This is a genomic window from Deltaproteobacteria bacterium, from assembly GCA_016219225.1.
GTDB lineage: Bacteria > Desulfobacterota > RBG-13-43-22 > RBG-13-43-22 > RBG-13-43-22 > RBG-13-43-22.
This window is the reverse complement of the sequence record JACRBX010000076.1, coordinates 16,501-35,650: the sequence shown is the minus strand read 5'-3', so window position 1 is coordinate 35,650 and position 19,150 is coordinate 16,501. Positions and strand designations below refer to the sequence as shown.

Sequence of the window (19,150 nt, the reverse complement as noted above, 5' to 3'; positions counted from 1 at the left end):
CTCAAGGACGATGGGTATAATCCGGCCCGGGCCATGGCTAATCTCACCGAAATGAAAGGCAAAGTTTTTGCCGTTAACGCCCTCCTGGGAACCGCAGTCGTCAATGCCTGTAAGGACTTCTTTTTTGAGAACAAAATTCCTATAATCGACGCTTACGGCGATGACCGTATCTGGGCTAAATATCCCAAGGAAAAACATAAATACATCATTGTCTCCTATACGGATTATGAGGATGAGGCGCAGTTTTTAGGTACCCATGCTATAAAAAACCTGGGGACTAAAAAGCTGGCCGTCTTCTACCAGAATGATGACTATGGTAAAATGGGGTTGGAAGGGATAAAGATGGCCCTGTCCAAGAATCCGGGCAAGGCCGAACTGATGGTCGCCATCCCCTATGAAGTCACGGAAAGGACCATGGGCACCCATGCCCAGAAGCTTAAGGAATCCGGGGCCGATACCATTTTCATGTATCCCACCATGACCCATGCCGCCCTGATCCTCAAGGAAATGGCCAAGATAGGCTATCGGCCCAAAGCCGTAGGGAGTTTTCCGGTGGGCGACCCCATTATGTATAATGTGGCCGGGGCCGATGTCTGGGAAGGGGTTTATCCGGCCGGGGCCGGTCAGGTTGGCGTCCCGGGAGAACCGGCCATGGACCGGGTATCCGACATCCTTAAAAAATATGAACCCAAACTGGCCGGCAAGGAATATCTGGCTGTCTTTGGAGCGGTCTCCATGATAACCCTGGTAGAGGGTTTAAAGAATGCCGGAAGGAATCTTACCCAGGAAAGTCTGATCAAAGGGATGGAAATGATCAAGAACTGGAAGCCCGAAGGGATCGGTGCCCCTATGACCTTCTCCCCGACCCGACACCATGGTGTCAATGGATCACGGCTTTTACATGCTGAAAAAGGCAAGCACGTACCGGTTACCGATTACGTAATTCATAAATCCTTATTTTAACCAACTCCCATTCAGGGGTCGGGGGTCGGCGAAACCCATTTTCATCCTTCGTGGTGCCCCTTGGGTGATGCGGGCTTAGTTCGAAAATAGGGCTCAAGGGTTTTAAATTACACGTCTTTCACTTGAATCCTCGACCCCTCGCCCCTTGAATCCATTTTTATGCTTCGTGGCGCCCCAGAGGGGCGTGAGGGCTTGATAGCATTATGTCCATATTAGAGATCAAAGAGTTGTCCATCAGCTTCGGCGGCATCATGGCCTTGAGTGGTATCGGCCTCCAGGTCCCGGAAGAAAAGATTATCGCCGTGATCGGGCCCAATGGATCCGGCAAGACCACCCTGTTTAACTGCCTTACCGGGATCTATCGACCGAATCAGGGGGAAATCCTTTTTAAGGGAGAGAATATTCGCAAGCTTTCCCCGGATGCCATTGCCAGCCGGGGAATCGCCCGGACCTTTCAGAATCTGCGGCTGTTTATGAATATGAATGTCCTGGATAATCTTCTGGTCGGGCGCCATCTCCATTTTAAGAAAAACCCTTTTTCGCCTTTGCTGAGAATCCGTAAAGAAGAGCTCCGCCACCGGGAAACAGTCGAAGAGATCATCGACTTTCTGGATCTTCAGGCCTATCGAAAATCCCGGGTGGCCGATTGCCCTTACGGGGTCCAGAAGCGGATAGAAATGGGGCGGGCCCTGGCCCTGGAACCCAAAATCCTTTTGTTGGACGAACCGATTTCCGGCTTGACCTCTGAGGAAAAAGAAGAGTCGGCCTACCGGATCAATGAGATCCGGGGCAGGTTCCGAATGACCATCCTTTTAGTCGAGCATGATTTAAGGATTGCCTCCAAACTGGCCGACCAGATGGTCGCCTTCTATTATGGCCGGAAGATTGCTCAAGGGACCCCTGAAGAGGTGCAGCGCAACCCTGAAGTTATTCGAGCCTACCTGGGGGATGATTAATGTCTTTCTTAAAAATCGCCAATATTGAGACCCTTTATTTTGACCGTATCTACGCCCTGCACGGCCTTTCCCTGGAGGTAGCCGAGGGAGAAATCTTTGCCGTCCTGGGGCCCAATGGGGCCGGAAAAACGACACTTCTCAGGACCATCGCCGGGTTACTCAAGGATCAGCCCAAGAAGGGGGTCATCGAATTCAACGGCCGCCGGATCCACCGTCTGCCCCCGGAGCGGATTTCTTCTTCCGGGATTGTTTACGTCCCCGAAGACCGCGGTCTTTTTCGGGAATTGACCGTCCGGGAAAACCTGGAGCTGGGCTGTTGGGGCCGCCGGGACAAAGGGATCAAGGATGATCTGGATTTTATCTACGAGCTTTTTCCGATCCTGAAAGAACGGACCGGCCAGCAGGCCGAAACCCTCTCCGGGGGGGAACAGCAGATGCTGGCTATTTCCCGGGCCATGCTGCGCAAACCCAAGCTTTTGATGCTCGACGAGCCCTCTCTGGGTCTGGCCCCGCTGGTGGCCCGGCTGGTCTTCGATGCCCTGCAAAAGATCAGTAAGCTCGGGACGACCATCCTGCTGGTCGAGCAGAATGCCAAATTAGCCCTCAAGATTGCCAACTACGGCTATATCCTGGAAGCCGGCCGGATCGTGCTGAAAGGATCATCAAAAGAATTAATGGAAAACGAAGATGTCCAGGAACTGTATTTGGGCCTGGGCAAGGAATCGACCTCTTCCAAGGGTTGGCGACTTTATAAGAAAAGAAGGAGATGGTAATGCATCAGGGACTAGAACATTTTCCCGCCCTGTTTTTCAGCCAGGTGGAGCGGTATGGAGATCGGGTGGCCCTGCGGCACAAGGATTACGGGATCTGGAAGCGCATTTCCTGGAAAGAATATGGTCGAATGGTCCGACAGGTGGCCGCCGGCCTGATCGCATTAGGGGTTGAACGAGGGGACCGGGTCTGCATCCTGGGTGAAAACCGGCCGGAATGGCTGGTTTGCCATCTGGCCGTTATGTCCGGCGGGGGGGTGACCTGCGGCATCTATCCGACCTCGGCTGCGGATCAGGTGGCCTATGTGGTCAACCATTCCGAATCGAAGGTCCTGTTTGTTGAAAATGAAGAACAGGTGGACAAGGTCCTCCAGATCCTCCCGGATCTGCCTTCAGTTAAACAGGTCATCATCTGGGACCCCAAAGGGCTGTGGGGGTTTTCCCAGGAGAAGATCATCTTCTTCGATCAGTTTCTCAAAGAGGCCGCCTCCCATCTGGAGCATAATCCCCGCTGCGTGGAAGACCACCTGGCCGAGATTCAGGCGGATGACACCGCCATGATTATCTATACCTCCGGAACCACTGGCCGGCCTAAAGGGGCCATGATCAGCCACCGGAATATCCTGGGCCTGACCGAATCCTATGATGCGGTCAACAAGGGTTTTGAGACCGATGAAGTCGTCTCCTACCTGCCCCTGGCCCATATTTATGAAAATTTGATCTCTGTTTTTACCTCCATCTGGAGCGGATGTACGGTCAATTTTGTGGAGAGTATGGATACCCTGCCGGAAAACCTGCGGGAAGTTTCCCCGACCGTTTTTGCCAGTGTGCCCCGGATCTGGGAAAAATTTGCCTCCATGATCGAAATCCGCATGTCCGATTCCACCCCCTTGAAGAAGATCCTTTATCGCCTGAGTATCGGGATCGGTCTGAAATATATACGAACCCCCGGAGGTTCTAAAGAGCGCCGGCTGTGGGCCTTGCTCTACTGGCCCTTTTACTGGCTGGTCCTATACCATCTGAGACGCCAATTAGGGTTTGAGCGGGTCCGTTTTGCCATCTGCGGGGCGGCCCCGGCCTCTCCGGAGCTGTTTGAGTATTACAATGCCCTGGGCATCCCCTTACGGGAAGGTTACGGCCAGACCGAATCGACCGGGGTGATCGCCTTGCAGCGCATCGACCATCCCCGCTGGGGCTATGTGGGGGAACCGATCCCCGGGGTAGAGGTCAGGATTGCCGAAGACGGAGAGATCCTGGCCCGAGGCGTCGGAGTCTTTAAAGGCTATTTAAAGGACCCCCTACTGACGGCCGAGACCGTCAAGGACGGCTGGTTGTATACCGGGGATGTGGGGGTTCTGGAAGACGGTTATCTGAAGATCATGGACCGTAAAAAGGACATTTTGATTACGGCCGGCGGGAAGAATATCACCCCGGCCTTTATTGAAAATAAGTTGAAATTCAGTCCCTATATCCAGGACGCCGTGGTGATCGGGGACGGCCGCAAATTTTTAGCGGCCCTGATCTTGATCGATGAGGACAATGTCAATAAATATGCCCAGGATAACCGTATCCCCTTTACCACCTTTGAAAACCTGACCCAGAATCCTGAGATCATCAAACTAATCGATCAGGAAGTATCCAAGGTCAACAAGACCCTTTCCCAGGTCGAATCCATCAAGAAATTCGCCCTCCTTCCCAGACGATTTTATGAGGAGGATGGGGATGTCACCCCGACCAAAAAGGTCAAACGCCGTTTTCTGGAAAAACGGTATGCCGAGTTGATAGAATCGATGTATAAAGGGAAAAGATGATATGGATCTGATTGAAAGCTATAAAGAAGAACTGCGGTTGATACGAAAGCCCTGGACCGGTTTGTGGATTGTCTTGTTGCTGGTCGCTTTACTCCTGCTGCCCTGGTTTGGCCGGGAATATTGGGTCTATGTGGCCACCCTGATTTTTATCTACACCATCGGGGTACAAGGGCAAAACATTTTAATCGGTTATACAGGCCAGATCTCTTTCGGGCAGGCCGGTTTCCTGGCCATCGGGGCCTTTACCTTCGGACACCTCTCCCGGATGGGTTGTCCTATACTGATTAATCTCTTTTTATCCGGTTTCCTGGCCGGGCTTTTCGGTATCCTGGTCGGCTTTCCCTCTCTGCGCTTAAAAGGTCCTTATCTGGCTATTGTCACCCTTGGATTCGGGATAGCGGTCTATCAGGTCTTCGTCAACTCGGAGCTCCTGTCCGGGGGCCGGATGGGGCTTACCGTCCAAAAGCTCCAGCCGTTCCTGACCCTGAGTCAAACCACCACCTTTTACTATTTCATTCTTTTTTTGGCCTTTCTTTTTACTTTGATGTCTTATAACCTGATTTCTTCTTTTGTCGGTCGGGCCTTCATCGCCATAAGGGATAACGACATCGCGGCCGAAGCCATGGGGGTCAATCTCACCCGCTACAAGCTGCTCTCTTTTGCCATCAGTTCTTTTTATACCGGGGTTCAAGGAGGACTCTATGCCTTGTTACTGGGTTATCTGGAACCCAACATGTTCACCTTCCTGGAAACCATAACCCTGTTTGTGGCTGTCATCATCGGCGGTTTGGCTTCGGTGGAAGGGGCCATCCTGGGAGCGGCCTTTGTGGTTCTGGTTCCTCAGGTTTTCAGTGATATAAAGGCCTTGATCCCGGTGGTCTATGGAATAGCCATTCTGATCATCCTGATTTTCGAACCCCTGGGGCTCTCCGGCCGTTGGATGAAGATCCGGCTCTATCTCAGGATGTGGCCGTTTAGATAAAAATTCGGCTCAAGGTTCAAGGCACAAGGTACAAGGTAAAGAGCAGTTATTTTTTGTCCTTCCTTGCGCCTTACGCCTTGGGCCTTTTGCCCTTGACATTAAGGAAAACTTATGAACTTATTTCTGCAATATGCCATTTCCGGTCTGTCCATCGGCAGTTTGTATGCCCTGGTTGCTTTGGGTGTAGTCCTTATCTACCGCTCCACCCGGATCTTAAATTTCGCCCATGGCGATATGGCCACTGCCGGAACCTTCTTCGCCTTCATGATTTTAGGTTGGAACCAATCCTTCAGCCTGGCCTTTTTTCTGGCCCTCCTTTTCGGCGGTTTACTCGCCATGGGTTTTTATTTTGCCATCCTCATTCCGGCTCAGCGGCGGGATGCCACCTTGTTAGGGCAAACGATCTTAACCGTAGGGTTGGGATTGATCTTTCAAGGACTTATTTCTTATACCTGGGGTACAGAGCCGCAATCTTTTCCTTTCCCCCTCTCGGACACTAAGGTCTATAAGCTTGGGGAAACGGTGGTCAGCCAGCTCTCGCTGGGGGCCATGGCCGTCGGCCTTTTGGGGAGCGCATTACTTTATCTTTTGGTTCAGCGAACCCGTCTGGGGCTGGCCATGCGGGCCACATCGGAAAACCTGCCGGCGGCTCAGACCCTTGGTATACCGACCCGCAGTATCCTTTCTCTTTCCTGGGGACTGGCCGCCTTCCTGGGGGTCCTGGCCGGTCTCTTCCTGGCTCCGGCCCTGCTGCTGGATCCCTTCTTCATGCTCGATCCCTTTCTGAAGGGATTTGCAGCCGCCGTATTGGGAGGGTTGAACAGCCTCCCCGGGGCCATCGTAGGCGGCCTCCTGTTGGGACTGGCTGAAAGTCTGGCCGGCAACTATATCACCGTGGCTTTCAAGAATACCCTGGCTTTCCTGGTGATTATTGTTATATTATTAATACGGCCGGAGGGACTCCTGGGAACGGAGTTCAAAGAACGGGTTTAATGATTTTAGAGAAACGGATGGGACGTTTAGGGCGGTTATTCATATTTGTAACGGTTTTGGGGGGCCTGCTTGGCCTCGATCTGATGGTTTTCCCTTTCCCGGTTAAGGCCCAATGTCCATCTTCCGAAAAACTTCTCCCCGCCATCAGAAAAACCTTCCCGAAATTACAGTTCGAAATAGGAAAGGTCAGTCCGGCCGAAGCCGGACTCTGCCAGATACCCCTAAAAATAGGGGGCCAGATCCACCTTCTTTATTCTGATTCCCGGGGAGATTTCCTGCTGGCCGGTAGTCTCTTCGAAGCAAAGAGCGGGAAGAACCTGACCCAGGAAACCCTTCAATTGTTGAACCGGCTCACTCCCGAGGAAATGCGTCAGGTAGAATCGCTCACGGCCTTTACCATGGGACAGGGGAAAAAGGTGGTTTATCTGGCCACCGATCCCCAATGCTCCTTTTGCAAACAGGCCGAGGCCCTTTTAAAGAAGGTGATGGAAAAAGAAGGATTTCAGGTCCATTTTCTCCTTTTTCCTTTGGATATTCACAAAGGGGCCCGGGAGCAATCCATTGCTATCCTTTGCGACCAAAAAGGAGTCGAAGGATTAGAGGGGAATTATCAATCGGACCACCAATGTGCCGAGGGGATCAAAAAGGTGGATGGTACGATCGCCTTCATGAAGAAAAAAGGGATTTCTTCAACCCCGACTTTTATTTTCAGTGATGGGATTTATATGTCCGGGGTAATCCCCGAAGAGGAATTGCGAAGGCGATTAGGCTTGACCAAGCCCTTGAAATAACCGTCCCGCTGTATCTTGAATATCTTCAGGGGCGGGATAAACCCGCCCCTGATCGGCACAAGAGCCCTGTTGCTTATTACTTCTTGGAGTAATCGTACCACCCTTTTCCGGACTTCTCCCCATAGTTTCCCTTAACATATTTTTCCACAATGCTCGGAGCGGGAAGGTCGGCAAAATCACCGGATTTCTTAAACCGTTCCACGGACATGATATAGGCCAGGTCAATGCCGGTCAGGTCCATCAGCCGGAAGGGACCCATAGGATGGCCGGCCCCGTAAACACAGGCCTTGTCGATGTCTTCAGCCGTGGCGATGCCCATCTCCAGCATCCAGAGGGCCTCCCGGCTGATGACCTTGAAAATCCGGTTCAGCAGAAACCCTTCCACTTCCTTATTGATCAGCACCGGCACCTTTTCCAATTTCTCACATAGTGCCATAGTCACCGTGGCGGTTTCATCCGAAACATGGGGGCCTTTGACCACTTCCACCAGTTTCATTACCAGGGCCGGGTTGAAGAAGTGCATGTTGACGACTTTATCAGGCCGTTTGGTGGCGTCGGCAATCAAGGAACTCACCAGGGCCGAGCTGTTGGTGGCCAGAATGGCATGGGAAGGGGCGAATTGATCAAGGTCGGAAAAGACCTTTCTTTTGATGTCGAGGACTTCGATGGCTGCTTCGATGACAAAGTCGGCGTCTTTGGCCGCCTCTTTCAAATCGAGGGTGAAGGAAATATTCTTGCGGGCTGCATCGGCCTGTTCCTGAGTCAATTTCCCCTTGGCAACCCTTCCGGGCAAATAGGTATCGACAAATTTTTCGGCCTTCTTTAAAATTTCCGGAACCACGTCGGTACAGGTGGTCTTATACCCATGGAGGGCGCAAAGAAGGGAAATCTGGTGGCCCATGTTACCGGCCCCCACTACACAAACATTTTTAATGTCATTGACGGTCATTACCTTTCTCCTTTCCTGAAACTGACAAAATAGATGCGTCGATGATCGACGATAACAGGACATCGGGTTTTTCCGACTTTCTGTCTGAAAAGAATATAAAATAAGCCGACTGGAGGGTCAAGAAGAAAAAACATTCTAAAGTTTAATTATTCCCTGAATTTTTCGGTTCCTATGATACCTTTATTTAAAAAATAAGAAAAAAATCATGACCGGCTCTTTTTTTTAATCCAGGAGGAATAAAGGCGGGTTGTTCTCTCAGCCGGATACCCGGCACCCCTTGCAGCCAATAAAATTCTTCTCAAAATGGCAAGAAAATTTTTTGCATTTCTTTGTGCCTTCGAGTCTTCGTGGTAAGCTTTTGGTTCCGGCTTGTCCGGGTTAGGAAAGAAAAAGGGACAGTTTGAAAAATATTGACAAACTGTCCCTTTAAGGAAAATCGATTTAGAGAATAAAAAACTATTTTTTTTCTGGAGCTGGAGCCGGGGCCGGAGCCGGAGCGGCTTCAGGAGCCTTTTGCTCACCTCCAGGAGCCGGAGCAGGAGCTGGTTCCGGGGCTTTTTGTTCAGCCGCAGGTGGGGCCGGCGGAGCCTCTTCCTTCTTTTTGCAACCCATGGCAAAAGAAAAGACTACCAACAACATTACGACGAGCACCAAGGAAATTATTTTCCGCATTGTGACTCACCTCCTTTGCTTAATTTAAATTGCTTGCCAGTAAAATTATGACCTAAAAAAAATGAAAAAATTCTATCTCTTTTCAAGAAGATAGACAGAGTATCCTTAAATATAAATTGTGATAATAGGCGATCTGACCGCCCATGTCAAGAAAATTTTTATTTTATCCTTTTAGGGTTCATTTGACCGGGCTTTCCTTTTCTTTGAGGATCTTATGTCGCACCCCGGCCATCAGGATAGGCCAGGCAATCGTGGCATCGCACAAAACCTCGGCATAACGCCCGCCTTCTTCCGGGGAGGCAAATTTCCCCCAGGAAACCCCTTCCGAATAAGTGCAGCCGCTTAAACCTCCCCAATGGGCCGGTTCGGGACAAATACGAACCCCGTAAGAGAACCGTTTCAGGGGGATTTCTTCCTTCAAACGGTATTGGAGAATTTCCAGAAAAGGCCCGACCTGTTGGGCCCAGTTTCTTGGGACCCCACCGCCGATCGTGAATATCCCCAGTTTGGAAGCCTTAATAATGTGCTGTGTATAGGACCCGAGATCAAAAAACGGATTAAAATTAAATATCATTTTGCCTAAGGCTTCAGCCGGAGTGGCGGCCTTTTTTGAATCCAAAATCTTTCGGACTAAACTGGTGGCCATATCCAGGCCCAACTCAGAATCAGTGAAGGCCGGGATATAGACCGGGACCCCTTTTAAGTAAGCATTTCTCAGGATACCGGGTTGATCGGTAATTTCAGCTAAATATTTTCCGACCTCCCGGCAAAAGATTTCGGAGGACAAAGGGGCCTCTTCCAAATCGATTCGGTCTAAAACCCGTGAGATGATTTCCTCTATATGATTGAGGTTCTTTTCCATTTCCAGGGTATCATAGATCCGGTTATAGCCGGCGTCATAAAAATAAGCATCCGATCGGGAAGGGGGACTTTTGTAATGGAGTAAACCCACCGATTCAATCAAACCATGGGCCATCAAGGCCCCGGTTGAAATGATGATATCCAGCCATCCCCAATCGATCATATCGCAGATCAGAAGGCCCATCTTGGCGACCGACATGGCTCCGGAGAAGGTTCCGACCTTAAGGCAATGGGGATCGGAGACCATTTCATGAAATATGTCCTGGGCTTCTCCCAGAGAACGCCCTCCAAAAGCCGTTTGAGCCATGCCTGTTAATAAGGAGCTAAAATCATCAATCTCTTTGATATCGAGACTTTTAAGGGGAGTCAGTCCATCCTGGGTCCCGTCATGCGGATCGTGCCAAGACCGCCTTTTAAATTCAGACATGGTGATTTTCTTTCTTTGATGAATAAAACAAACAAGAAGGGAAGGATCCTATAGCCTGAAAGAAGGTCTCAGGTCCGAATCGAGTACCCGGCTGGAAACTGGTTGTGGAATCGGTTGGAATCGGTTGGATGAGGACGTCCGCCGTTTCTGGAGAAAGGCCGGTTTCATCCAATCCCAGAAAATTAAGGGTTCGCAAGAAATCTTCCTATTAAATGGTGATGAAAATCCTGATCCAGAATTTCCTTTAAAGTTGCTGTACTCAAAGCAAAAATACTGCGGCCACCACCACTGTGGTCCAAATACCATCCGCCCGGGTCACGCAGGTCGTCGAAAAGGTATCTACTATTTTGCCGCTCATCCGGTAGATTTCCCGCCGTTCATCGTAGTCCTTCTGGGGATCGAAATCGATTCCCAGGGTGGTAGCCAGCATGGTGGAGGCTAAATCTTCGGCAAAATCCCCCATGACTTTCTCGTTCTCCCCGAAGGCCGAATGTTCGGACAAATATCCATAATGGTATTCATCGGCGGGAACGGCCAGACCTATGGAAGCCCCCATCAGCCGTTCCGGCTCATTGGAACTGATCTTGGCCAGGACGCAGAAGGTGATTTGCCCTGGTAAAAGTTCTTGGATCCCTTCTTCAAAAGGAATGATTTTACAGTTGGGAGGGAAAATAGAAGAAACATAGACCAGGTTGCATTTTTCGATTCCGGCATCCCTTAAAGCCAATTCGAAAGATTGCAATTTAGCTTTGTGTCTCCCGATCCCCTTGGTAAAAAAGACCTTTTTAGGAACCAGCCAGGCGTTATCAAACTGGCCAGAATTCTTTATTTTTTTCGGTTTAGCGCTAGTCAAGGCTTTGATCCTCATATATTAAAAAACTTGATTATATATTATATTTTAGGAGATATTGTCAAGATTAAAATAAAAAATTCCTCTTTTATTGAACCTGCCCGGATAAAAGTCTTTCTTTTAATTCCCTGGCACCCAATTCCATTAAGGGTTTGAGCTGGACGATGTCCATGGTGTTATAGCGTATCAAACGCTCCAGAGCCGATGGGTCTCCCCATTGGTAGGCCTTCCAAAGCAACACGGCATCAAAACCATTCAGCCCTTCCACAGAAGGGTCCCGGGACAAACCCAATTGCCTTTCAATGGACTTCAAGCCTCCCCGCAGTCCTAATTTTTTCAAGAGAAAGCGCAGATCGATATGAGCCGGGGGAAGGGTGAGATTCCGGAACCACCTCCTGAGAATAGGCAGGTCGAAACAAGACCCGTTAAAAGTGATGACCAGGGAATAAGAGGCAATGGCCTGCTCAAACTCCTCTAAATTCCGGCCATTAACGAAGGTCTGGACCTTTCGGCCGTCATAGAGGCCGATGACCGTGATCTCATCCATATCCTGGTAACCCCCGCTGGTCTCTATGTCTAAAAAAACAGCCTGGTCCTGGAAGGATTCAAAAACCCGCCAGAGGTCGGCCGGCCGAAGGCGATCTACAAAAAAAAGGAGGTCATCGCGATGTTCCGAAGAAATCTCCAGCTCTCGTCTGATCAGGTCATCCCGATCCGGTGAGAAGATCGGATTTTCATGGTTTAAAAAATCGGTCCAGGTCAGGACCCCTTGATCCCACAACTGCTTTTCAGTCTTGGGTCCGATGCCCGCTATATGGATAAAGGTATGATCTAACAAAAGTTTATGCTCCCTATGCTTGATACTGGTTGCTGGATACTGGATTATATCAAGTAAAGGAAAGACTTTTTTTCAGCCTTCCCCATCGAGCCTCGCACCCTGCATCAGGGCCTGAATGGGTTTTAATCGATAGGGGGTCCCCTCCTCTATGGCGGTCAGAACCGTCCCGCCGCCGGTGAAGAAATAATATTGGGTGTTGTCGATAACGCTCAAGTAGAGGCCGGGGTTCAGGTCTTTGAATTCCTGGAGAGTGTCGCCGCCACCGTACATTTTATAGGCTGTCTGGTTTTGATCAATAGTCTGGTCCAGGGCCTTGGACCCTTCGGTAAAATAAGGGGTGTAGCCCATGACGGCATTGACAAATATCGTTTTGGCTTGAGAGAGCACCTTCCTGACCTCGGGATCCTCAAAAGAAGGGGAGGCGATATCCAAAAGATAGCCATAACGATCCCCGGCCTTGAAATTCCTGATATTAAGGGTTCGAATTTTTCCTTCAAAGGGTCCTTCCATGGTTTCTGATTCGATTACCAGGGGAAGTTCAACAATTTTATTGGCCTTTTCATCCAGGGCCACCAACTCCCTGGCGGTCTGCACATCCTTTTCCGAGACCCCGGCGATCTCCACCCCCCATTTGGCGGCCAGATAGGTATTATAAATCACGCCGCCTAAGATCAGATGGTCCACCTTTTCATAAATTTTATTCAGGGGGCCTATTTTGGTGTCATACTTGGCCCCGGCCACTACCGCTAAAAAAGGGCGCTCCGGTTTTAAGACCCGGTCCAGGTTGGCAATTTCCTTTTGCATCAGGAAGCCGGCATAGGCTGGCAAATACCTGGCAATCTCATAGGTGGAGGCATGGGCCTGCCAGGAGCCGAAGGCATCGTTGACAAAGACATCGGCCAGTCCGGCTAATTGCTTGGCAAAGGCCTCCCGTTCCGGCCCCTGACTCTCTTCTCCCTGAAACCACCGGGTGTTGGGGAGATATATGCCGCCTATTTTGCGGTTTCGGAGATCCTTGATGGCCAGGTTGACCGAGGTGTCTATATGGGTGATCCCCTTGGAACCGGCGATTGGAAAATCCGGGACAAAAAAATTGGTATGCAACTTCTGTTCTAGATAACGGACAATAGGATCCACCCCGCTGTCAGGAGAACAGGAAATGGTCCCGGTCTTTTTGTCTCGGGGGCGCCCCACATGGGTCATCAGGATCGGCCGACCACCCCTTTCAACGATATTGTAAAGGGTGCCGAAGGTTTGCTCGATCCGGTAAGGATCTCGAATGATCCCTTTTTTAACGACATTATGATCCACCCGGAGAAGGACGATTCTGTCTTCCAGGTCAGCCTGCTGGATGACCTGGAGATGCGGGTCCAGGGTATGATGGGTCATGGGGAATATCCTCTCCGACATCCCCTTCCATCCAACTTAAGGCCAGAAGGGATGTCGGGTCGGTTTCAGATTTTTTAAAGGGACTTCAATTTCTTCTGGGCCAGCTTGGCCTGACTCGACTTAGGATAGCTTTTAACGATTTTTTCCAGGAGGAGTCTGGCGCTACCGGTATCCTTAAGGCTGATAAATGACAGGGCCTGCTTATATAGGGCTGGAGGGACAAATTTACTTTTAGGATAAGCCTTAATCAATTTTTGATAGGTCAGGATGGCCTCTTCATAGTCCTTTTGCCCAAAAAGCGATTCGGCCAATCCGAACCGGGCCTCTTCCACAAATTTTCCTTTGGGGGCTGTTTTCAAATATTCTTCGTATTTTTTTGAGCGCCTTCAAAGGCCTGTTTTTTAAACAAGGTCTCGGCGGCCTCAAAAATATCTTCCGGGACGGCTTTAACCTTTTCCTTTTCTTTGGTCGGCTCTTTATTTTCTTTTGGACCCTCCGGGGAAACCCGTGTCGTTTCTTTGGCCTTTTCCGGTGTAGGTTCCGGTTCGGCAGGAGGGGGTGGTGGCGGAGGCGGCGGTGGAGGGGGTTGTTCCAGCCGTTTCAAACGGGCTTCCATTTCTTTCAGCTCTTTGACTAAAGACTCCGTCAACCTACCCTGATCTCTTTTTTGGCTATACTCAAAGGCCTCGATACGCCCCTGAAGATCCTGGATCTGTGTTTTCAGGGCCTCGATTTGGGTGGTGGTGTTGGCTTGAATTTGATGAACCGGCTGCAGCAGGGAATCCATTTTTTTTTCTGCCTGATCCATCCGGCGGGACAGGGCGGCCTTCATTTCTTCGTTCGAATCCCTATTAGAATCTCTCAGGATGGATAGTTGGCGTTCCAATGACGCAGTCTTGTTGTCCAAGATGATCGCATCCTCCCGGCTGGCACAACCGAACAGGCAAAGAAACAGGGACACTATAAGAAAACTGTTAACCCTTTTCACCCTAACCCTCCAAATCCGGTATTAGATTCTTAAAAAGAGAGATGCATCTCCGCCTATTTTAGTACAAAATGGGCCCGGCGATTCTTGGCCCAGGCCGCTTCGGTATGATTCGGATCCAAAGGTTTTTCCTTGCCAAAACTAATGGTTGAAACGCGATTGGCGCTGATACCCAGGGACACCAGGTACTGCATGGCCGCATCGGCTCTTTTCTGTCCCAGGGCCAGGTTGTATTCGGCGCTTCCTCTCTCATCGCAGTGGCCTTCGATCTGAACCTTGGCTAAAGGATAGCTCTTTAGCCATTTGGCTTTTTTGTTTATGGCCTGTTTGGCCGTATCGGAGAGGAGGTATTGATCGAATTCAAAATAGATGTCATCCGTTTCAAAGCGGGCCTTCTCAGCCGCTTCCTTCAAACGCCTGGCCTCTTCTTCTTTCAGGGCCCTTTCTTTCAATTCCTGATCGGTTGGTCCCTGTTCTTTAATACGCACCTGTTTTTTGGCCTTTTCCGCCTCCTTTTCCGTGGCGGCCGGGGGTGTTGAAACAATGCCTTCACTTTTTATTTCCTTTTTGCCGCAAGAAAAAAGAAAGAGGCCGGAAATGAAAAAAACCAGGATCAATATTCCAAGAGCGGTTTGTTTTGCCATCACGTTTTTTTCCTCCTTTGGATTAGATGAAACTATTGTATCTCATTTTAAGTTGTAATTATAGCCAAAAATTTCTAAAAAAAAGATTGAAAATGGTTTACTCATCAAATTTTTTCAGGCACCAGGAAGGACTGAATTGTTCCCCGGCCATAAATGTGATCCGCCGTTGATTGGCCCCATTGGAATTCATGGCATAGATGGCCGACCGGCCATGGCGATTGGAACTGAAAAGTATCATCCGGCCATCAGGGGAGAAATCCGGGGATTCATTGTTTCCTAACGCGGTGAGCCGTTGGGGTTCACCTCCGGCCGGTGAAATGGTAAATATATGAAATTGCCCCCCCATCTGGCCGGCATAAGCGATCAGGTTACCCTTGGGGGACCAGACCGGACCCACGTTATAACGGCCCTGAAACGTCAGGCGCCGGACTTCCTGGGAACCGATAGTTAACAGATAAATCTGAGGACTTCCGGAGCGGTTGGAAACGAAGGCCAATTGTTTTCCATCCGGGGAAAAGCTCGGTGAAACATCAATCCCCCAGCTTTTGGTCAATTTCTGGATGGCGGCCCCGCTGCGGTTCAACTGTATGATTTCAGAATTGCCCTGATGGTTCAAGGCAACGGCCAGGGATTCCCCATCCGGGGACCAGGCCGGGGTAATATTGACCCCTGGCCGACTGGAGATCCTGGTGGATTGCATTCCAGGGAGATGAAGCAGATAGACGGCCGGTCCCCCGTCTTTGTAAGAGGTATAGGCGATCTCATTCCCCCGCGGGGACCAACGAGGCGTCAGCGTAATGGAGTTGAATCGGGTTAATCGCTGGGAGTTGCTGCCATCAAATTCGGCCGAATAGATGTCTTTTTTCCCGTTAGTAGTGGAAATAAAAGCAATCCTGGTTTGGAATAATCCCCGTTCTCCGGTCAGGAGAAAAAGGATCTCTTCGGCAAAACGATGGATCGGCTTCTTAAATTCCCGGTTGGAGGTAGTGTATTCTCTTCCCAATAACTGGCGGCCCTTAAGAAGGTCGTACAAGCGCAATTCCAGACGGAGTTGGGTTCCTTCCACCCGATAAGATCCTTTGACCAAGAGGTCAGCACCGGTTAAAGTCCAGGCCTTAAAGTCTATGGATTCTTGCTCGTCGGGATTTCCCAAAAACCCTCTCGGATCTAATAGTTGAAAATATCCTGTAAAATCAAGATCGTGTATCAGAAGGGCGGCTGCACTACTGCCTATCGAGGGCTCCTGAGCCCCCGGATTTTTAAAATCCGGGATCACGATCGGGATCTTTTTCATGGCCGGGGAATCGATGTCGAGATAAACCAGGGCATAAAGAAAAGAAGGGGTGGCCCAGGTAACCAGCAGGATCAGGGCCAACAGGCCAACCATCCGGTAATTTTTTGAAGTCCGTTTGATCATTTAATTTCCAGACAGCTCTTTGGAATGAAAGGTTAAAATCACCTCATAACTATTTTTAGGATACCCGGCCGGAATAGGCGGTAGGGGATCGGATTTTTTTAAGGTGCGCAGGACTTCCTGGTCGAAGGCCTCTATACCTGATTTTCGCTCGAAACGGAAGTCCTCGATTCGACCGGTTCGACCGATTCGAACCATGAGCTCGGCCGAGATATCGTTTCTTTTTAACAGTCCTTCGGGCAAGCCCCAGTTATTTTTAATGCGACTCCGCAAGGCGGCATGAAACAGTTGGAATTGAATGCCCAACCCATCCTGGCCTCCTGGAACGGAAGAGGAGATCGTCCCGGGTCCGCCGAGACCTGTCCCCGGCCCGGTCTGGGCCGAGCCTTTTTTATTTTCCAAACGCGTCAAGGCCTTATCCAATGACTGTTCCGCTTTAACCTTTTTTTCCAAACCTCTCAAGGCATTTTCCAGGGATTTCTCCTGTTGCGCCTTTTTTTCCAACTGGCTCATAGCGTTTTCCAGAGACTTCTCCTGCTGGACCTTTTTTTTTAATTGTTCCAGTGCCTTTTCCAAGGTCTTGGAACGTTCTTCCTTGAGGTCCGGTTCTTGTTTTAAAACCGGCTTGGGCAAAGGGATGGGTTTGGGGGCCACAGGCGGGGAAGGGGTGGCCGTGGGTTCTTCTGCTTTCGCCTGGCCTGCCGGTCCTCCTCCAGGAGGAGCAACCAGGTTAACGGTATAGGTTGGCTCTAAATTTCTTCGCACGCCCCCCCTGGGAAAAACATTCAGGAAGAGGGCCAGGACCAGAAGATGGACGCCAAGGGAAATGAAGACCATCTTCATCCACTGCCCTTCTCTCGAAGGCCCTTTCCAGGAAGAAAACTCGGAGAAGGTCATTTTTTTTCTTCCCCAGGTTCAGTGACCATGCCCAATTTTTCTACACCGGCATTTTTAATATCGCTCATGATCCGGACTACAAAACCATAGGGGAGACTTCGGTCGGCCCTCAAGAAAACCTCTCCTTCTTTTTTGTTTTGGTAAAGGATCTTTAGTTTTTCCTGGAGTTCCTCCCGGCTGACCCGGTATTCATTAATGTAGATTTCCTGTTTTTTATTCAGGGTAATTACCAGACGTTCTTCCTGGGATTGGATCGGTTTGGATTGGGTTTGAGGGAGCTGTACATCCGTACCCTGCATCATCATCGGGGCAGCCACCATAAAAATGATCAGGAGGACCAGCATGACATCCACCAAAGGTGTCACATTGATCTCCGACATTAATTTTCTGTCACCGCCGCCGACATCCATAGAGAAAACCCCTTACTTCTTATACCCGGCCTTTTTAAAAAGATCCCGCTCGATAATATTCAGAAAGTCAGAAGAAAAATTATTCATCTCCGATTCCAGAACCCGGACCTGATTGGAAAAGTAGTTATACCCGATAACCGCTGGAATGGCGGCTGCCAAACCGGTGGCGGTGGCGATCAAGGCCTCGGAGATCCCTGGAGCGACTACGGCCAGATTGGCCCCTCCCCGAAGACCGATACTATGAAATGAATTCATGATGCCCCAAACGGTACCGAAGAGCCCTATAAAAGGAGCGGTATTGCCCGTGGTGGCCAGAAAGGTCAGGGCATAACCCAGATGCGTGACTTGGGAATTCATGGCCGCCCTAAGGGCCCGGGGAATATTTTCAAAACGAACCAGGTTGGTAGATAAGATGTCCGTTGATTCCCTTTGGGCGTTCTCCTCGGATTCTTGTTGCATTTTGTAGAGCCTTCCCAACTCCTGATAGCCGACCCGAAAAACCTCGGCTACCGGGCTGTAACGAAGGTTTTTTGATTCACTATAAGCCACGGCCAGGCTTTTACTTTTCCAGAATATCTCCTGAAAGAGATTGGTTTCCTTTCGCGCCCTGTGGATGATCCGGTATTTCATAAAAATAATGGCCCAGGAAAGGATGGAAAAGGCCAATAGCAAAAAAAGGACCAGTTTCACCATGGCCCCGGCGTTTAAAACCATGGAAAAGATTTCATTTTGATTAATAATGGAAAGCATGGGTTTCACTTTCTTGAGGGGGGTTTTTATCCGTTCTCAGGGGGCCAAGGCATCAGAGTCCCATGAAGCCCAATATGGCGGATAAGGCCTGGCTGGCAGAAGCCTCCATGACATAATCGGATATGGTTTCCGAAAGGTGAGTCCTTTCAAGGTTGATCTCGCAAATTACCGCTCCCTGTTGTTTGGCAATAAAAGGAAGATTGCTGGCTGGGGCGACAACCGCCGACGTGCCTATCACCAACATCAAATCGCACTCCCGGGTCCTCTGAAAGGCCCGTTGGCTGGCCTCAGGGGGAATGGGTTCCCCAAAAAAGACGACGTCTGGTTTCAGGACCCCCCGGCAAGCACACCGTGGGGGGAGTTCATGCAGGCTTACGGCTTCCATGGGGAAAAGCCTTCCACAGGACAGACAGATCAGGCGTTGTCCATTACCGTGAAATTCAATAACTTCCTTACTCCCGGCCAATTGATGCAGGGCATCGATGTTTTGGGTAATAACGGCCTTTAAATGACCCCTCTCCTCTAATTTGGACAGGGCTAAATGAGCTGGATTGGGCCGGGCCTGGGCTACTATATTCCCTAATTCAACCAGCATCTTCCAAACCTTTTTGGGATTGGCCAAAAAGGCTTCGATATGTGCAAATTCCATAGGATCATATCGATCCCAGAGCCCCTGACTCCCCCTGAAGGCCGGGATGCCGCTATCGACCGAGATTCCCGCCCCGGTTAAGGCTATTGCTTTTTGAGCATTCCGGAGTTTGTCTGCTATTTCCCGGGCAATTACAGAAATGATATCCG

The 19,150-nt window shown here is 50.1% G+C and carries 20 protein-coding genes; 7 read left to right on the top strand and 13 right to left on the bottom strand.

Annotated elements, in window-relative coordinates; all coding sequences use genetic code 11:
• From HY879_06570 to HY879_06540, 7 genes are all read left to right on the top strand, one after another.
• Positions 1-963, top strand: a 963-nt coding sequence (locus tag HY879_06570) for an ABC transporter substrate-binding protein (GenBank protein ID MBI5603002.1), incomplete at its 5' end; no start/stop codon positions are given.
• Positions 964-1,166: 203 nt separating this feature from the next.
• Positions 1,167-1,919, top strand: coding sequence for an ABC transporter ATP-binding protein (locus tag HY879_06565; GenBank protein ID MBI5603001.1), 753 nt, complete (start codon positions 1,167-1,169; stop codon positions 1,917-1,919).
• A complete protein-coding gene (locus HY879_06560) occupies positions 1,919-2,692 on the top strand; it encodes an ABC transporter ATP-binding protein (GenBank protein MBI5603000.1) in 774 nt (257 codons plus the stop codon). The genes HY879_06565 and HY879_06560 overlap by 1 nt, the downstream gene beginning before the upstream one ends.
• Positions 2,692-4,500, top strand: a complete 1,809-nt coding sequence (locus HY879_06555) for an AMP-binding protein (protein ID MBI5602999.1) — start codon at positions 2,692-2,694, stop codon at positions 4,498-4,500. Before HY879_06560 ends, HY879_06555 begins: the two co-directional genes overlap by 1 nt.
• Position 4,501: 1 nt before the next feature.
• Positions 4,502-5,482, top strand: coding sequence for a branched-chain amino acid ABC transporter permease (locus tag HY879_06550; protein MBI5602998.1), 981 nt, complete (start codon positions 4,502-4,504; stop codon positions 5,480-5,482).
• A 111-nt stretch (positions 5,483-5,593) separates the two neighbouring features.
• On the top strand, positions 5,594-6,475 hold the full coding sequence (locus HY879_06545) for a branched-chain amino acid ABC transporter permease (GenBank protein MBI5602997.1): 882 nt from the start codon (positions 5,594-5,596) through the stop codon (positions 6,473-6,475).
• Positions 6,475-7,266: a DsbC family protein gene (locus HY879_06540; GenBank protein MBI5602996.1), complete on the top strand. Its 792-nt coding sequence runs from the start codon at positions 6,475-6,477 to the stop codon at positions 7,264-7,266. The genes HY879_06545 and HY879_06540 overlap by 1 nt, the downstream gene beginning before the upstream one ends.
• Before the next feature lie 76 nt (positions 7,267-7,342).
• Here the strand turns inward: HY879_06540 and HY879_06535 are convergent, their stop codons facing one another.
• The 13 genes from HY879_06535 to HY879_06475 form a co-directional block, all read right to left on the bottom strand.
• Positions 7,343-8,215 (bottom strand): 3-hydroxyacyl-CoA dehydrogenase family protein, encoded by an 873-nt coding sequence (locus tag HY879_06535; protein ID MBI5602995.1) that lies wholly within the window; start codon positions 8,213-8,215, stop codon positions 7,343-7,345.
• A gap of 850 nt (positions 8,216-9,065) precedes the next feature.
• Complete coding sequence (locus HY879_06530) at positions 9,066-10,175, bottom strand: deoxyhypusine synthase family protein (GenBank protein ID MBI5602994.1); 1,110 nt, start codon at positions 10,173-10,175, stop codon at positions 9,066-9,068.
• A 259-nt stretch (positions 10,176-10,434) separates the two neighbouring features.
• On the bottom strand, positions 10,435-11,043 hold the full coding sequence (locus HY879_06525; GenBank protein ID MBI5602993.1) for an arginine decarboxylase, pyruvoyl-dependent: 609 nt from the start codon (positions 11,041-11,043) through the stop codon (positions 10,435-10,437).
• A 70-nt stretch (positions 11,044-11,113) separates the two neighbouring features.
• Complete coding sequence (locus tag HY879_06520; GenBank protein MBI5602992.1) at positions 11,114-11,863, bottom strand: ribonuclease H-like domain-containing protein; 750 nt, start codon at positions 11,861-11,863, stop codon at positions 11,114-11,116.
• Between the two features lie 72 nt (positions 11,864-11,935).
• Entirely contained in the window at positions 11,936-13,252 is a 1,317-nt protein-coding gene (locus HY879_06515) for a phosphoglycerate kinase (protein ID MBI5602991.1), read from the bottom strand.
• A gap of 74 nt (positions 13,253-13,326) precedes the next feature.
• Entirely contained in the window at positions 13,327-13,611 is a 285-nt protein-coding gene (locus HY879_06510; protein ID MBI5602990.1) for a tetratricopeptide repeat protein, read from the bottom strand.
• Positions 13,608-14,240 (bottom strand): hypothetical protein, encoded by a 633-nt coding sequence (locus HY879_06505; protein MBI5602989.1) that lies wholly within the window; start codon positions 14,238-14,240, stop codon positions 13,608-13,610. The genes HY879_06510 and HY879_06505 overlap by 4 nt, the downstream gene beginning before the upstream one ends.
• Before the next feature lie 53 nt (positions 14,241-14,293).
• Positions 14,294-14,881, bottom strand: a complete 588-nt coding sequence (gene pal / locus HY879_06500; GenBank protein ID MBI5602988.1) for a peptidoglycan-associated lipoprotein Pal — start codon at positions 14,879-14,881, stop codon at positions 14,294-14,296.
• Between the two features lie 97 nt (positions 14,882-14,978).
• Positions 14,979-16,298 (bottom strand): Tol-Pal system beta propeller repeat protein TolB, encoded by a 1,320-nt coding sequence (gene tolB / locus HY879_06495; GenBank protein ID MBI5602987.1) that lies wholly within the window; start codon positions 16,296-16,298, stop codon positions 14,979-14,981.
• Positions 16,299-17,192 carry a TonB family protein gene (locus HY879_06490; GenBank protein MBI5602986.1) on the bottom strand — a complete coding sequence of 298 codons (894 nt, stop codon included), beginning with the start codon at positions 17,190-17,192 and terminating at the stop codon, positions 16,299-16,301.
• Complete coding sequence (gene tolR, locus HY879_06485; GenBank protein MBI5602985.1) at positions 17,189-17,602, bottom strand: protein TolR; 414 nt, start codon at positions 17,600-17,602, stop codon at positions 17,189-17,191. The genes HY879_06490 and tolR overlap by 4 nt, the downstream gene beginning before the upstream one ends.
• A gap of 12 nt (positions 17,603-17,614) precedes the next feature.
• Positions 17,615-18,316, bottom strand: coding sequence for a protein TolQ (gene tolQ / locus HY879_06480; GenBank protein MBI5602984.1), 702 nt, complete (start codon positions 18,314-18,316; stop codon positions 17,615-17,617).
• A gap of 88 nt (positions 18,317-18,404) precedes the next feature.
• Entirely contained in the window at positions 18,405-19,142 is a 738-nt protein-coding gene (locus HY879_06475) for an NAD-dependent deacylase (GenBank protein ID MBI5602983.1), read from the bottom strand.
• Positions 19,143-19,150: the final 8 nt, after the last annotated feature.